Source organism: Phytoactinopolyspora mesophila (genome assembly GCF_010122465.1).
GTDB lineage: Bacteria > Actinomycetota > Actinomycetes > Jiangellales > Jiangellaceae > Phytoactinopolyspora > Phytoactinopolyspora mesophila.
In genome coordinates this window covers 13,697-28,160 of the sequence record NZ_WLZY01000005.1, presented here as the reverse complement: position 1 = coordinate 28,160, position 14,464 = coordinate 13,697, and the positions used below count along the sequence as shown (strand labels likewise).

11 protein-coding genes are annotated in these 14,464 nt (G+C 66.4%); 7 read left to right on the top strand and 4 right to left on the bottom strand.

What is annotated here, in order from left to right; translation table 11 throughout:
• Positions 1-22 precede the first annotated feature (22 nt).
• Positions 23-703, top strand: coding sequence for an ABC transporter permease (locus F7O44_RS14975; protein ID WP_162451468.1), 681 nt, complete (start codon positions 23-25; stop codon positions 701-703).
• Positions 704-963: 260 nt separating this feature from the next.
• On the opposite strand, the gene ald is transcribed toward F7O44_RS14975, so the two are convergent.
• Positions 964-2,082 carry an alanine dehydrogenase gene (gene ald, locus F7O44_RS14970; protein ID WP_162451082.1) on the bottom strand — a complete coding sequence of 373 codons (1,119 nt, stop codon included), beginning with the start codon at positions 2,080-2,082 and terminating at the stop codon, positions 964-966.
• Positions 2,083-2,211: 129 nt separating this feature from the next.
• On the opposite strand from ald, the gene F7O44_RS14965 reads away from it, so the two are divergent.
• The 4 genes from F7O44_RS14965 to F7O44_RS14950 all read left to right on the top strand — a co-directional run bounded on the left by F7O44_RS14965 (position 2,212) and on the right by F7O44_RS14950 (position 8,717).
• A complete protein-coding gene (locus tag F7O44_RS14965) occupies positions 2,212-3,837 on the top strand; it encodes a PucR family transcriptional regulator (RefSeq protein ID WP_162451081.1) in 1,626 nt (541 codons plus the stop codon).
• Between the two features lie 58 nt (positions 3,838-3,895).
• Entirely contained in the window at positions 3,896-4,705 is an 810-nt protein-coding gene (locus F7O44_RS14960) for a TrmH family RNA methyltransferase (RefSeq protein ID WP_222851387.1), read from the top strand.
• A 187-nt stretch (positions 4,706-4,892) separates the two neighbouring features.
• Positions 4,893-8,033 carry a S8 family peptidase gene (locus F7O44_RS14955; RefSeq protein WP_162451080.1) on the top strand — a complete coding sequence of 1,047 codons (3,141 nt, stop codon included), beginning with the start codon at positions 4,893-4,895 and terminating at the stop codon, positions 8,031-8,033.
• 105 nt (positions 8,034-8,138) lie between these two features.
• Positions 8,139-8,717, top strand: a complete 579-nt coding sequence (locus tag F7O44_RS14950) for a hypothetical protein (protein WP_162451079.1) — start codon at positions 8,139-8,141, stop codon at positions 8,715-8,717.
• A gap of 27 nt (positions 8,718-8,744) precedes the next feature.
• On the opposite strand, the gene F7O44_RS14945 is transcribed toward F7O44_RS14950, so the two are convergent.
• Positions 8,745-10,343 (bottom strand): BCCT family transporter, encoded by a 1,599-nt coding sequence (locus F7O44_RS14945; RefSeq protein ID WP_162451078.1) that lies wholly within the window; start codon positions 10,341-10,343, stop codon positions 8,745-8,747.
• A 214-nt stretch (positions 10,344-10,557) separates the two neighbouring features.
• Positions 10,558-11,049, bottom strand: a complete 492-nt coding sequence (locus F7O44_RS14940) for a DUF8129 domain-containing protein (RefSeq protein ID WP_162451077.1) — start codon at positions 11,047-11,049, stop codon at positions 10,558-10,560.
• Between the two features lie 100 nt (positions 11,050-11,149).
• Here F7O44_RS14940 and F7O44_RS14935 point away from each other — a divergent pair, with 100 nt between their 5' ends.
• Positions 11,150-12,334 carry an exo-beta-N-acetylmuramidase NamZ family protein gene (locus F7O44_RS14935; RefSeq protein WP_222851386.1) on the top strand — a complete coding sequence of 395 codons (1,185 nt, stop codon included), beginning with the start codon at positions 11,150-11,152 and terminating at the stop codon, positions 12,332-12,334.
• A gap of 46 nt (positions 12,335-12,380) precedes the next feature.
• Positions 12,381-13,268, top strand: coding sequence for a MurR/RpiR family transcriptional regulator (locus tag F7O44_RS14930; protein WP_162451075.1), 888 nt, complete (start codon positions 12,381-12,383; stop codon positions 13,266-13,268).
• Between the two features lie 7 nt (positions 13,269-13,275).
• On the opposite strand, the gene F7O44_RS14925 is transcribed toward F7O44_RS14930, so the two are convergent.
• Positions 13,276-14,244, bottom strand: coding sequence for a zinc-binding dehydrogenase (locus F7O44_RS14925; protein WP_162451074.1), 969 nt, complete (start codon positions 14,242-14,244; stop codon positions 13,276-13,278).
• Positions 14,245-14,464: the final 220 nt, after the last annotated feature.

The following is a 14,464-nucleotide window of genomic DNA, read 5'->3' as shown; positions in this document are numbered from 1 at the left end:
TGTCCGCCTCACCGCTCGGGCGATGCTGGGCGGGCGGCGGATCATCCTGCTGGCAGCCCTGGCTGCCCTGCTCCTGGCACTCGCTGTGTTCCTGCGGCTGGTCGTCGATGTCAACGAGGCCGAGGCCGCGGACCTGCTCCGGGGCGTCTCGCTCGGCACACTGCTGCCGCTCTTCGGGCTGATCGTCGGCACCGGCGCGATCGGACCGGAGATCGACGACGGCTCGATCGTCTACCTGTTGTCCAAACCAGTGCCGAGGTCCACGATCATCCACAGCAAGCTCGCGGTGGCAGTCACCGCGATGCTGGTCTTCGCGGCGCTGCCTACCTTCCTCGCCGGCCTGATCATGGCCGGCGGCTCGGGCGACGTCGCGGTTGGCTTCGGCGTCGGCGCGTTCGCCGCCGGAGCGGTCTACAGCGCGATCTTCCTGCTACTGGCCACCGCTATGCGCCATGCCGTCGTACTCGGCCTGGTCTATGCGCTGATCTGGGAGAGCCTGGTGGGCAGCTTCGTTCCGGGCGCCCAGGTGCTCAGCGTTCACCAATGGGCGGTGTCGGTGACAGCCGCGATCACCGGCCCCGGGACTGTGGACAGCAATGTCGGCCTAGGGATGGCCATCGTGCTGCTGGCAGCCGCGTTCGCCGCCGCGACCTGGTACGCCGGGCAGCGGCTGCGCGTGCACACGCTCGCCGGAGACGAATAGCCCATCCCGCGACGAATCTCCATCCAACGGACACCCCACCCAACGAACACCCCACCCCCTTGCCGGTGATCGTCAGTACGTTGTGGTCGCTGCTTGACAGCCACAACGCACTGACGATCACCCAGGTGCGACCACAACGTACTGACGATCACCGGCAAGGGTTGGGGGGGTGGGGTTGGGGGGGTGGGGTTGGGGGGTGGGGCCGAGGCCAGCGGGTGAGGCCAGCGGGTGAGGCCAGCGGGCGAGGCCAGCGGGCGAGGTCAGCGGGCGAGAGTTGCAGCGACGTCGTCGTAGTCGAGTTCGAAGGCGGCGGCCACGTACTGATTGGTGAGGCGCCCGTCGTGTGTGTTCAGCCCACCCGCCAAGCTGGCATCACCCCGGAGCGCTTCACGCCAGCCCAGGTCGGCAATGCGCACCGCATACGGCAACGTCGCGTTTGTCAGAGCGGATGTCGAGGTGACGGGCACCGCGCCGGGCATGTTGGCCACGCAATAGTAGACGGCGTCGTGCACCGAAAACGTAGGTTCGTCATGTGTGGTGGGACGCGTGCCTTCGAAGCAGCCACCCTGGTCTACGGCTATGTCCACCAGAACGGCGCCGGGCTTCATCCGGGACACCAGTTCCTTGGAGATCAGCCGCGGCGCCTGCGCGCCCGGAATGAGTACGGCACCGATGACGAGGTCGGCTGTCAGTGCGGCCCGCTCGATCTCGAACGCATTCGACACCACGGTGCGCACTCGCCCGCGGTACAACGCATCCGCGGCACGCAACCGGTCGACGTCGAGGTCCAGGAGCGTCACCTCGGCGCCCATGCCGACGGCGACGGCCGTCGCATTCATCCCGGCCACACCCGCGCCGATCACCACGACGTCGGCAGCACGCGTACCCGGCACACCGCCAGGCAGCACACCCCGGCCACCAGCGGACTGCATCAGGTGGTACGCACCCACCTGCGGTGCAAGCCGGCCGGCGACCTCGCTCATCGGCGCAAGCAACGGCAGCGCTCCGTCGGCACGCTGTACGGTCTCGTAGGCGATGCCGGTGACTCTCCGGCCGAGCAGTGCGTCCGTGCAATCTCGCGACGCCGCAAGATGAAGGTAAGTGAACAGGATCTGCCCGGCACGCATGCGGTGATACTCCGCGGCGATCGGCTCTTTCACCTTGAGAATCAGTTCGCCTTCGGCCCACACGTCATCTGCAGAGTCGAGCACCTTCGCGCCGGCAGCCACGTAGTCGTCGTCGTTGATGGACGAACCGGCACCGGCCTCGCGTTCGATATAGACCTCATGACCGTGGCGTGCGAGTTCGCGGACCCCAGCTGGGGTGACAGCGACTCGATACTCGTGGTTCTTCAGCTCACGCGGGATACCGATCTTCACGACGTGCCCTTCGCGTTGGCTCGGATGGTTTGGTGCGCTACCGCCATCCAAACCTTGCACCGCCGGGCTAACAACCGACATCCTGTCAGAAGTTGCTCGGCTTCGCCGACGTTCTGTCAGGAGGTGCCCATGCTGCCTACAGTCTCGGATGTGCTGGCGATGCCGGCGGTAAGGCAGGGCGGCCCACGGGTCGTGGCCGGCGCCTCGGGGCTCGATCGCCGCGTCCGCTGGGTACATTCGGCCGAGGTATCCGACATCGCCCGGCTGCTACGCGGTGGGGACCTCGTTCTGACCACCGGCATCGCATTACCTTCCGACGACACCGGGCTCACCAGGTACGTCGCGGATCTGGTCACCGCCGATGCCTCGGGATTGATCGTCGAGCTGGGCAGGCGATGGACCGAGCAACTTCCCGCCGCGATGGTCGAGGCATGCGATCAGGCTGGCCTACCCCTGATCGCCTGGGCACGAGAGGTCCGCTTCGCTCAGGTGACGGAGGCGGTCGGCGAGCTCGTCGTCGACGCGCAGCTCACTGAGCTCAGAGCTGTCGAGCAGGTTCACCGGACTTTCACCAGCCTGAGTGTCGCCGGAGCCGAGCCCGCGGAGATCCTGGCCGAGATCCGGCGCATCTCTGGTTTGGCCGTCGTACTCGAGTCCACCCGGCATCACATCCTCGCCTTCGACGCCACCGGCGACGACGTCACCGAACTGCTCGCGAACTGGGAAGAGCGGTCTCGGGCCGTGACGCCGTCCGAGCGCACGGCCTACGACGACGCGGCTGGATGGCTGGTCACCGTGGTCGGCGCCCGAGGTGACGATTGGGGACGGCTGATCCTCATATCACCGGAACCCCCTCCACATCGGCTCGTCGTCCTCGCCGAACGAGGCGCGTCGACGCTCGCGCTGCAACGCCTCGCCGCGCGGGACCGGGAGAGCCTCGAACGTCAGACTCACCGGACGCTGCTGACGGCGCTGGCCGCAGGCGGCCCCCCAGCACAGGAAACGCTGACCCGATCCGCCGCGGCAGGAGTGCCGCTCGCCGGCCGGCTGCTCATCGGGCTCGTCGCCATGCCTGTCGGCGACGGACTTCTCAACGCTCCGATCCTCGCCACCCAGGAACGTCTCCGCGACCTCGCCGAAATCACGGCCAGCACGCTGCGTCCGGCCGGCGTCGCGGCCCTGGTCGGCGTGGTTGACGATGAAGCCGTCCTGGTTCTGCTTTCGCTGCCGACTACTACAGCCTTACCCGGCGCCGTCGACCACTTGGCCGAACTCATCCATCGTGCCGCCAAGGCGGCACCGAGGCCCATGTCCGTGCTGGTGGCTGCCGGCACCCCGGTCAGCCATGTGCCGTCTGCGCAGCGCACCCTGAACGAGGCCCGGCATGTCGCGTCGGCCGCGCTGCGGACATCGAGCGGCGCGAATGTCATCTGTCATCGGCTGGAGAACGTGCGTCTGCGCGGGCTGATCCAGCTCCTCCGCGACGACGACCGGCTGGCCGCATTCGCCGAGCGGGAGCTTGCGCCGTTGATCTCCCACGACGAACAGCACGGCACCGCTCTGGTCGATGTTCTGCGCGCCTACGTCGAACACGGGGGCCGCAAGTCCCGTGCCGCCGAATCGGTCCACCTGTCCCGGCCGGCGTTCTACGAACGCCTGGCCCGGATCGAGCAAATCCTGGGCGTGGACCTGTCGGACCCAGAGTCCGTGACCTCTCTGCATGTCGCGCTACTGGCCAGCTCGACCAGCCGGTGACAAGCTCGACAGCACGTCCGCCACGAGCGCAGACGGCACCCTCCGGTAACGTCGTTGCGTGCGTCAGGTCACGATCACTTCACGCAATGCACGATTCCAGCAATGGCAGGCCCTGCTGGGGAACCGCTCGAAACGGCAACGTTCCGGTGAGTTCCTGGTGCAAGGCGTCCGGCCCATCACCCTGGCAGTCGAACACGGCTGGGTGCTTCGCGCGCTCATTCACCCGACAACCGGAATCCGGTCGCGTTGGGCCTCGCAGCTATTGGACGAGATCCAAGCCGAACGCGTGGCGATGGCACCGGAACTGCTCCGTGAGCTCTCCGAGAAGACCGAGGGTGTCCCGGAACTGCTCGCCGTCGTCGAGATAGCGCCGGACCACCTGGACCGGATTCCCGCGGCAGCACAGCAGCTCGTCGTGGTCTTCGATCGACCAACCAGCCCGGGCAACATCGGCACGCTCGTCCGCTCTGCTGACGCGTTCGGCGCGCACGGTTTCGTGGTCACCGGCCACGCCGCCGACATCTACGATCCGAAGGCCGTGCGGGCCAGCACCGGCTCCCTGTTCGCCGTGCCTACGGTCCGCGCTGAAGGGCCAAGAGACGTGCTGGACTGGATCCGTTCCGGCTCTGCCCAGGTGGTCGGCACGGACGAGTCGGCAACGGTCGATGTCGATCGTCACGACCTCACCGGGCCTACCGTGCTCGTCGTCGGCAACGAAACCACGGGCATGAGCAATACATGGCACGATGCATGCGACGCGACCATCCGGATTCCCATCGCCGGCGCCGCGAGCTCACTGAACGCAGCGGCCGCGGGCACCGCCGTGCTGTATGAAGCCGCCCGCCAGCGGCGGTCCGAGCGGCGGTAATGCCACTGCCACTGCCCGTTCGGATGATTCCTACGCTCGCCCATCGGACGCTCGTTTGTGTCGTTCGGCCCCCTATGCACGGGTGTGACTCGGTGCTAACGTCACGTCACGCCGGTTCCGCGTAAAGCGCAGAACATCCGGAAAAGGCGGGGGAAAACAGCATAATCTGCCCGGGAGGTTCCCCGAGATGGTAAGAAGGCTCGTCGTTGCCCTCGCGTCGTTAGGCTTGATCGCCAGCGGTGCCACGTCGGTGGTAGCTCAGGAAGACACCCAGCGGCTTGACCGGTCGCTCACCGAACATCTCGAGGACCTCAAACTCGACGCAGCCGTTACCGCTTCTGAGGCCGAGGTGGCAGGCAAACTCGATCCCGCGCTGGTCGATGCCACCGGCACCGAGCTGGTGAGCATCCAGCTCAGTGAGGATCCCGTGGCATCCGTCGCCGCTGCCAACGGGTCGCGGAACCAGCAGCGAGCGCAAAAGGCCGCCGTAGAACGCCAGCAGGAGGACGTGCTCGGTGTGATCGCAAGCCGGGATCACGCCGCCACTCAAGTCGCCTCCGTCTCCGGTGCACTGAACGCGGTGATGGTGGACGTCGATGCCGAGATTCTGGCCGCCATCGCCGAGGACGAGCGTGTGCTCTCCATCGCCCGAGTGATCGACTACGAGAAGGCACTCACCGAGACCGTGCCGTACATCGGCGGAGACAAAGTCCATGACGCCGGCTTCGACGGCAGTGGCATCAGGGTCGCCGTGCTCGACTCCGGCATCGACTACACACACGCCAACCTCGGCGGAGAAGGAACCGTCGAGGCATACGAGGCCGCCTACGGGACAAGTCCGGACGACCCGCGGAACACGCAGCGAAACGGCCTGTTCCCCACCGAGAAGGTGGTCGAGGGTTATGACTTCGTCGGAGAGTTCTGGGTGGGCGGCGCCCCCGCCGAGGATCTCAACCCGAACCCGGATCCCATCGACGGCGAAGGCCACGGCACCAACGTCGCGGACATCGTCGGCGGCGAGAACGGCGTCGCCCCCGGCGTCGAGCTCTATGCCGGCAAGGTGTGCGCCACACTCGACTCGGCCTGTTCCGGTGTCGCCCTGATGCAGGCGATGGACTGGGTGCTCGACCCGTACGGCACAGGCGACACGAGCGACCCGGTGCACATCGTCAACATGTCGCTCGGAGCATCGTACGGTCAGCATTTCGACAATCAGCTCTCGCAGGCAGTCGAGAACGTTGCCGGTCTGGACGTGCTCGTGGTGGCCGCATCCGGCAACAGCTCCGATCGGCCTTTCATCACCTCGACGCCGGCCGCCGCTCCGTCAGCGCTGTCCGTTGCGCAGACCCACGTGCCGTCGGACATTCTGCCGGTGCTCGAAGTCGTATCGCCGGAGGCCATAGCGGGACAGTACGGTGCCATCTTCCAGCCCTGGTCGCAGCCGCTGGAGGAGCTCATCGAGGGTCCGCTGCAGTATGCCGACGGGGCGGGTGGCAATCTGCTCGGTTGTGAGCCGTTCGAGCCGGGCAGCCTGGAAGGCCTCGTCGTGCTCGTCGATCGAGGCGAGTGCAACTTCAGCCTCAAGATCAGCCACATCAGCCAAGCCGGTGGCATGGCCGGCATCATCGGTCTGGTGACCCCAGAGGCGCCGTTCACCACGGGTGACGGCGGCGACCGCCCGATCGACATTCCCGGCTTCATGATCGGCATGGACGAGAACAACGCTCTGAAGAGCCACCTCGACGACGGCGTCGTGGTGCGTTTCGACCCGGACGACGGAGCACCGCTGGTCGGCCACGTGGTCGGATCGTCGTCACGCGGCCCGACGATGCTGACCAGCGTCATCAAGCCGGAAATCGCCGCGCCCGGAGCTTCGGTGTCCGCCGTTGCCGGTACCGGCGACGAGGAGCGGCCCTTCGGCGGCACATCGGGAGCCACCCCGATGGTCTCGGGGGCCGCCGCACTTCTCATGCACGCCTACCCGGAACGGGACTCGATGCAGATCAAGTCCACCTTGATCAACACCGGGGAGACAGACATCCGCAACGCCCATGAGCTGCTCGGAGGTGGGCTGGCCCCCATCGCCCGGATCGGCGGCGGCGAGGTCCGGGTTGACCGCGCCCTGGAGGCCGAAGCCGCGGCTTGGGTACCAGAGCAGCGCAGCGCGGCGTTGTCGTTCGGCTTCCACGAGATCCACCAGCGCCGGACGTCGATGACGGAGACAGTACAGGTCACCAACTTGTCGGATCGCCGGATCACCTACGACGTCACCTCGAGCTTCCGATTCGACAACGACGAAGCCAATGGCGCCGTCAGCGTACGAGCGCCGAGCAAGGTCACGGTACCGGCCGGGCGCTCTCGCGATGTGCGCGTGCGGATCGACATCGACGGCTCCAAACTGCGGGACTGGGAGCTCAACTCCGGAGCCCTCGGCGCCGACGGCCAGGCCATCACCGACATGGAGTACGACGGCTACCTCACGTTCACCGAGGCCGGCCACGAACAGAACACGCTCCACGTGCCGTGGCACATCCTGCCGCGACAGTCGGGGAACGTGCGCGAGACGTCGATCCGCGACGGGTACCGGCTGGTGAACAGCGGCGTCGGTGATGCTCCGGTCGAGACGTACTCGCTGATCGCCAGCAGCGAGCGGCAGGAGCCTGGTGGACCGGGCCAAGGCATGCCGACGCCGGACTTCCGGCACATCGGTGTGGCGACGTCTCCGGTGCCGGCGGGATTCTGCTCCGCGGAGGAGTCCTTCGTCATGACGTTCGCCGTGAACACCTGGGAGCGGCAAACACATGCCAACGCGCCGGCGTCGTTCCAGTTCTGGCTGGACACCAACCAGGACGGCGACCCGGACTACGTCGTGCTGAACCGCGACCTCTCCTTCAGTGGTTTTGCCGACGGCCGGAACGCGACGTTCGTCGTCGACTTGTCCACCGGGGCGGCCGAAGCATGGTTCCTGACCGACCACGACACCAACAGCGCCAACACGGTGCTGCCGTTCTGTGGCGAGCAGATCGGGATGAACGCCGAAGACGCAGGCGATCCCATGGACGTCACCGCGCTGGCCACCGACTTCTACTTCGGCGGCCCGGGCGACGAAATCGACGGCATCACGCTCGCGCCGATGGGCGAGCGGTTCGTCGGCGTCTTCGGCGACGGGGCGGTCGGCTCCGGGACCGTTCCGGGCCGTGGCCGGGAGACGCTCGAGGTCGTGGACGCCGGCGAGGGGCCGAACACTACAGAGACCGGGTTGCTCCTGCTCTACCGCAACGGAGCGCCTGGGCTCGGCGAGGCAACCGCCCTCGACCTCGTCGACTAGCCTCTTCCGCTGATCATGAACATTTGTTGACCGTATTGGTCAACAAATGTTCATGATCAGCGGGGCGGGACGGAACCGAGGTGCGTCGTGCGGGGTCTAACCAATATGAGAACTGGCGTGTTGGTGGCGGCCGCGGTGCTCGCGCTTGCCGTGTCCGGTTGCGGCACGGAGGATGACGCCGTCACCGGCACCCCTGAACCTGGCGCCACCGAACTGGACGAGACGGCGACACCGGCCGATCCCACACCCGCCCCGGAGGAGACCGTGCCAGACGAGGAGACCCGGGGGCCCACCCCGGAGCCCGAGCCGACTCCAGAACCCGAGCCGACCAAGCCGGAGCGCACGCCGGGCGAACGGATCACCCCCGCACCAACCGAGGCGCCGCCACCGGCCACCGGAGAGGTTCCCGAACAGTTCATGAACGACGTCCTCGCGGACGCCGCTGATCGGGCATCAGTCTCGACTGGCGACCTCACCGTCATCCGGGCCCAAGCCGTCCAGTGGCCCGACGGCTCGCTGGGCTGCCCCGAACCCGGGCAGATGTACACGCAGGCTCTGGTGGACGGGTACTGGGTCGAGCTGGAGGCCGCGGGCAAGGTCTACGACTATCGGCTCAACGACCAAGGCATGTTCCGCTGGTGCACCTCGCCCACACTCACCCCACCCGGCCACGACACCCGCTAGTGTCGCGTGACGAGGGAGGGGCAAGTCTTACGGCGAACCCTGCACCCCGTCGCGGAACGGACTCCGGCGCTCCGGGCATTCGGGGACTTTCTCGTGTTCGGGGTCGACGACCACCACTTTGTCCAGCGGCCACCGGTGATCGTCGGCGTAGACGGCACGCACGATGCCGTAACACATCACGATCATCACCAGGCTGAACGGCAACGCGGTGGTGACCGCCGCTGTTCGCAAGGCGTCCAGCCCCCCGGTGCCCGCCACCAGGAGCACGGCGGCGATCGCGCCTTCGAGGACGGCCCAGAATATCCGCTGGATCTTCGGCGAGTTCGTGTTGCCGCCCGAGGTCAGCATGTCGATGACGAGCGACGCCGAGTCCGACGACGTCACGAAGTAGGTAGCCACCAGCAGGATGGCCAGCACCGTCATGATCGTGCTGAGCGGTAGCTCGTCGAGCAGACCGAACAGGGCAACCGCGGGGTCCTCGGCCACCTGTTCGGACAACATTCCGCCGGTGTCACGGTCAGCGGAGAACGCGTTGTTCCCGAAGATACCCATCCAAGTGAACGTGAAGGCCACAGGCACGAGTAGCACGCCGAAGATGAACTCGCGAATGGTGCGCCCGCGCGACACCCTGGCGATGAACAGCCCGACGAACGGCGCCCAACTGATCCACCAGCCCCAGTAGAAGATGGTCCAGTCCACCTGCCACCCGGTCTGCTCTTGCGCGTCGGTCCAGAGCGTGGTCTCGGGCAGTGTCTGAACGTAGGTTCCGACCTGCTGCACGACATTGGACAACACGTCCGTCGTCGGCCCGGCGAACAGGACGAACATCAGCAGGGCTAACCCGATACAGAGGTTCGTCACCGACAGCCGCAGGATGCCCTTGTCAAGGCCCGCCATCAAGGACGCCACGGCGGCCAGCGTGATGCCGGCGATCAGCAAGACCTGGACGGTCGTGGATTGTTCCAGTATGCCGAGACTATCCAGCCCAGCATTCACCTGCAGAATGCCGAACCCGAGCGAGGTCGCGACCCCGAACATCGTGCCGAATACGGCGAAGATGTCCGCGGCGTCGCCCCAGCGACCATGAATCCGCTGGCCGAGGATCGGGTACAGCGCACTGCGGATGGACAGCGGAAGCCCGTGCCGATAGGCGAAGTAGGCAAGCGCGAGCCCGACCACGATATAGATGGCCCATGCGTGCAGGCCCCAGTGGAAGAAGGTGAAGCGCATCGCCTCGGCTTCGGCGGCCGCGGTGTTCGGGTCCGCCATCGGTGGTTGCGCCAGGTGCGACAACGGCTCGGCGACGGCCCAGAACACCAACCCGATCCCCATGCCGGCGGTGAAGAGCATGGCGAACCAGGTGACATAGCTGTATTCCGGCCGGCTGTCTTGGGGTCCGAGCCGGATCTTGCCGAAGCGCGTCGAGCCGAGCCACACCACGAACACGAGGAAGGCACCGACGACCAGGATGTAGTACCAGCCGAGTGCGTCGGCGATGACGCCCTGAATGGAGTCGAAGACCCGGCCGAGAGTGTCGGTGGCGGTGATCCCAGCAATCAGGAACGCCACGATCACCACCACGGACGTGCCGAAGACCACCGGGTTTGTCTCGAGCCGGAACCGCACCGTTTGTTACCTTCCTGATCGTCGCCGGAGGCAGAGTCTGCCAGGACGCCTGGCCCTCGCGGCACGCGACACTCCGGGATGCCGGTCATCCCCGATCTGCCGGGACCGGCTCACCGTATCGGCGAAGGGCGCGACCAGCCCACGTCGAGAGGTTTTCTGGTGCCTCACCACCCCGGCGGGCATGGTGCGGCAAGAGAAAACGTACCAAACATGATCATTTGGGACCCTCGCGGGACTTGTGGCCGGTTCTCGGGACACCGTGTGACGGCTGGATGATCCGCTCGGCCTGCCCTCCGGGTTCCACCGGCTGCTCGTGTCGTGGTTGCGCCGACGACGGTGGACCTGCCGGAGGCTCGCCCGCCGATGGCTCGGCGCCGTGGGCCAGCTCGTCCATGCGGTTGCTCAGCAGTTCTTTCACCAGTGGCCGGTTCGCGTGTTCTCGCTCGTAGTCCAGCAGCGTGCGCAGGTCTTCATGAGACAGCGAACGGATCGCATGCTGCAGCGTCCCGACGGTGTGATGATCATAGTCCTCGATAGGTAAGTGCACGTGATGATTCACCTTCGCCTCCTTGATCCCCGGAATCCGGTTCTGCCCCATGTGGTTACCCGGTACCAGGCGGACGACACCCCACGCGCCGGCCAGCAGCGTCTCTCCTCTGCGCCGAACCGCTCCCGGCGCGCTGCTCCCGCCCCGTTGCAGCTTCACTCGCTGCCGCTTCACCCGGCACTTGCGGACTCGTTACTGATTGACTCTGATCACGGACGATGGGTAATTTGCCAACATCTAGGCGTGGAGGATGGCGAACGTGAACCAGGCAACCCGCACGGGCGCCCAGCGCCTCTGCCAAGACCCGACCCTGATCGACGGCCGGCGCATCGGCCTGGTCACCAACTACACGGGCGTCATGCCCGATCTCCAGCCGAATGTGACCGCGCTGCTTGCCGCGGAAGTTGGGCTGAGTGCACTGTTCGGGCCCGAACACGGCTTGGGGGGCACTGCTCAGGCTGGTGAGAGCGAGTCCGCCGCCATCGACCCGGAAAGCGGGCTCCCCCTATACGACACCTACCGGCACAGCGGCGCGGCACTCGACGAGCTGGTCCGGGCGTCCGGCGTCGACACGCTGGTGTTCGACCTCCAGGACATCGGCACCCGCTTCTACACCTACATCTGGACGATGTACGACCTCATGGTCAGCGCGGCGCGGCTCGAGATCCCTTTCGTAGTGCTGGACCGGCCGAATCCGGTCAGCGGCCTACTGGCTGAGGGCCCGCTGCTGACACCGCACTATGCGAGCTTCGTCGGCCGGCGCGCGATTCCCATCCGGCACGGATTGACCGTGGGCGAGCTCGCCCGGCACTTGAATGCCGCCGATGTCGAAGCCGACGCCGGTCGCCCCGCGGACCTTCAGGTCATCACCATGACCGGGTGGATTCGGTCCCAATATTTCGACGAAACCGGCCTGCCGTGGGTGATGCCGTCGGTCAATATCCCCACACTGGACAGCGCGCTTGTGTACCCGGGAACTGGCCTCTTCGAAGGCACCAACCTGTCCGAAGGACGCGGCACCACACGGCCGTTCGAACTCATCGGCGCCCCGTACGTGGACGGCCGGTGGGCCGCCGCACTGAACGAACGGAAGCTGCCCGGAGCGCGATTCCGTGCTGTCCGCTTCTCTCCGACCTTCCACAAACATGCGGGCGAAACACTGCGCGGCGTGCAGGTATACATCACCGACCGCCGGACGTTCGCGCCAGTGCGCACCGGTACCGTCATGCTGAGCGTGCTGCGGGAGCTCTATCCGGACGATTTCGGCTGGCGCGCGGGCCCCGGCTCGAACGACCGCCACTTCATCGACCTGCTCTGGGGCAGCGACCTCCTCCGGCAAAGCATCGATGCGGGCGAGGAACCTGAGTCCTTCCTCGCGTCGGCTGGATCCGATGAACCTTATGCGCCGGCCGACTGGACCGCTGACGAGACACTGCTCTACTAAGAACCCGCGCGAATGGGGCGCCGGGCACCCTCGGGAGGAGCAAGCAATGGCAACGGATGCGACACCACGTGGCTGGTCCGGTGGCGTGCGGCAACACGTCCGCGCCCTTGCCCCCACTCTCGCGCCCGCGGAGCGGCGGGTCGCCGAGGCCATCCTCTCGGACCCGTCATTCGTCGTCGAGAAGACGATCACCGAGGTCGCCCAGGCATGTCAGACCTCCGAGACCACGGTGGTCCGTTTCTGCCGCACCGCCGGCTTTCGCGGCTACCCCGAACTCCGGCTGGCGGTGGCGACTGAACTCGGCCGGGATCACGCCCGACGGCCGGACGACTACGCGCCGGGAACCGACATCGGCCGCGAAGACACGCTGGAAGAGCTCGTTCGCAAGGTGGCCTACGCCGACACCCGTGCCATCGAGGACACCGTCGACGAACTCGATCTCGACGTCCTCGGCCAGGTGATCGACGCCGTCGTCGACGCTCGACGAGTCAGTCTGTTCGGCCTCGGCGCCAGTACCTTCGCAGCGCAGGACTTGCAGCAGAAACTGCTGCGGATCGACCGGGTGGCGCTATTTATCGCCGACCCCCATCTCACGCTTGCGTCGGCAGCGCTCATGACGACCGACGACGTCGCCATCGCGCTGTCGCACAGCGGCGATACCGACGAGATCGTCGCCTGGCTGCGGCACGCGCATCAGAATGCCGTCACTACGGTAGCCATCACCAGCTACGCGAAGTCGGCGCTCGCGGCCCATGCCGACCTGGTGCTCACCACCGCCGCCCAAGAGTCCAAGTTCCGCTCCGGCGCGATGGCCAGCCGGATCGCGCAGCTGGCTGTGGTGGACTGCATCTACCTCGGCGTCGCACAGCGAACGTACGACGCCTCCGTGGCCGCTCTCGCGTCCACCCACCAGGTGGTCCACCCGGACGCGTGAACCGGATTCACATTTTCAGCAGTGTCTTCCCGACGACGGAGCGTGCCTCGATCGCGGCATGTGCGTCCGCAGCGCCGTCCAGCGGAAACGTCTGCCCGATGATCGGGGTGACGGTGCCCGAGGCGATCTCAGCCAGTCCGCGCCGGATCAAGAGTTCTCGCTCCCCCGGCGCGAACTGGTCGTCGATGCCGATCACGGAAATTCCCTTCGCGGCTGCCTGCCCCTCGTCGATGGGCGCGAAATCGCCGCTGGCTGCTCCGTAGCTGAAGAACCGGCCGCCATCCGCGGTGATCTCGAACGCCGCACCGCCGGTCCGGCCACCCGCGCCGTCAAATACCACGTCGACTCCATGCCCCTTCGTCGCCTCCAGCACCTGCTGTGCCCAGTCGGCTCCGGTGTAGTCGATCGCGACATCCGCACCGAGGTCACGTGCCGATTCCAGCTTCTGCTCACCCCGGGCCGTCGCGATCACCTGGGCGCCCGCTGCCCGCGAGAGCGGGATGAGCCAACCACCAAGGCTTCCTCCGGCGGCCGTGACCAGCACTCGATGCCCCGGTTCGATCTTCGCCTTCTCGATCCTGCTCAACGCCGTGGTTCCGTCGTGCAAGGCGGCCACAGCCGTCGTCAGCTCAACCTCATCAGGTACCGACACAACCTTGTCGGCGACCGCCTGGACCTGTTCTGCATAACCGCCGGAGAATCCCAGGCCGGCGACCACTCGTTGCCCGATCAACGCCGGGTCGACGCCGTCGCCGGCAGACATCACTGTGCCGGCGACTCCGGCGCCGGGAACGTACGGCGGCTCGATCGGAAAGTAGTCACTTCCCCAGCCGCTGCGTAGTTGGGTGTCGAGGAACAGGATCTCGGCCACGGAAACGCCGATCACCACGTGTCCCGGTTGCGCTACAGGTTCGTCGATCTCGACAGCCGTCAGGACTTTGGGTCCGCCGAACCGGACTGCATGGACTGCTCGCATCGTTGCTCGTTCTCCTCGTCGTAGGCGATCGGGGCGGGGTCCCTTCCCCTTCAAACCACTCTCCTACCTAAACCAATATTGAGGTCAAGGCGGCGATCGGCGTGGCGAGATCACACCCGAAGGGATTGAAGCAAACTGTTGACTCAAATTGCTGCCGATCGGTAAATTTCCAACCTGTTCGGCTCATCGTATTTCCACCTCCAGTCCGAGAGAGCAGAGG

What these genes read in the sequence shown, in the direction of transcription:
- F7O44_RS14975 (WP_162451468.1), top strand. Translation starts at nt 23, where the DNA reads ATGCTGGGCGGGCGGCGGATCATCCTGCTGGCAGCCCTGGCTGCCCTG.
- F7O44_RS14965 (WP_162451081.1), top strand. Translation starts at nt 2,212, where the DNA reads ATGCTGCCTACAGTCTCGGATGTGCTGGCGATGCCGGCGGTAAGGCAG.
- F7O44_RS14955 (WP_162451080.1), top strand. Translation starts at nt 4,893, where the DNA reads ATGGTAAGAAGGCTCGTCGTTGCCCTCGCGTCGTTAGGCTTGATCGCC.
- F7O44_RS14950 (WP_162451079.1), top strand. Translation starts at nt 8,139, where the DNA reads ATGAGAACTGGCGTGTTGGTGGCGGCCGCGGTGCTCGCGCTTGCCGTG.
- F7O44_RS14930 (WP_162451075.1), top strand. Translation starts at nt 12,381, where the DNA reads ATGGCAACGGATGCGACACCACGTGGCTGGTCCGGTGGCGTGCGGCAA.
- F7O44_RS14925 (WP_162451074.1), bottom strand. Translation starts at nt 14,244, where the DNA reads ATGCGAGCAGTCCATGCAGTCCGGTTCGGCGGACCCAAAGTCCTGACG.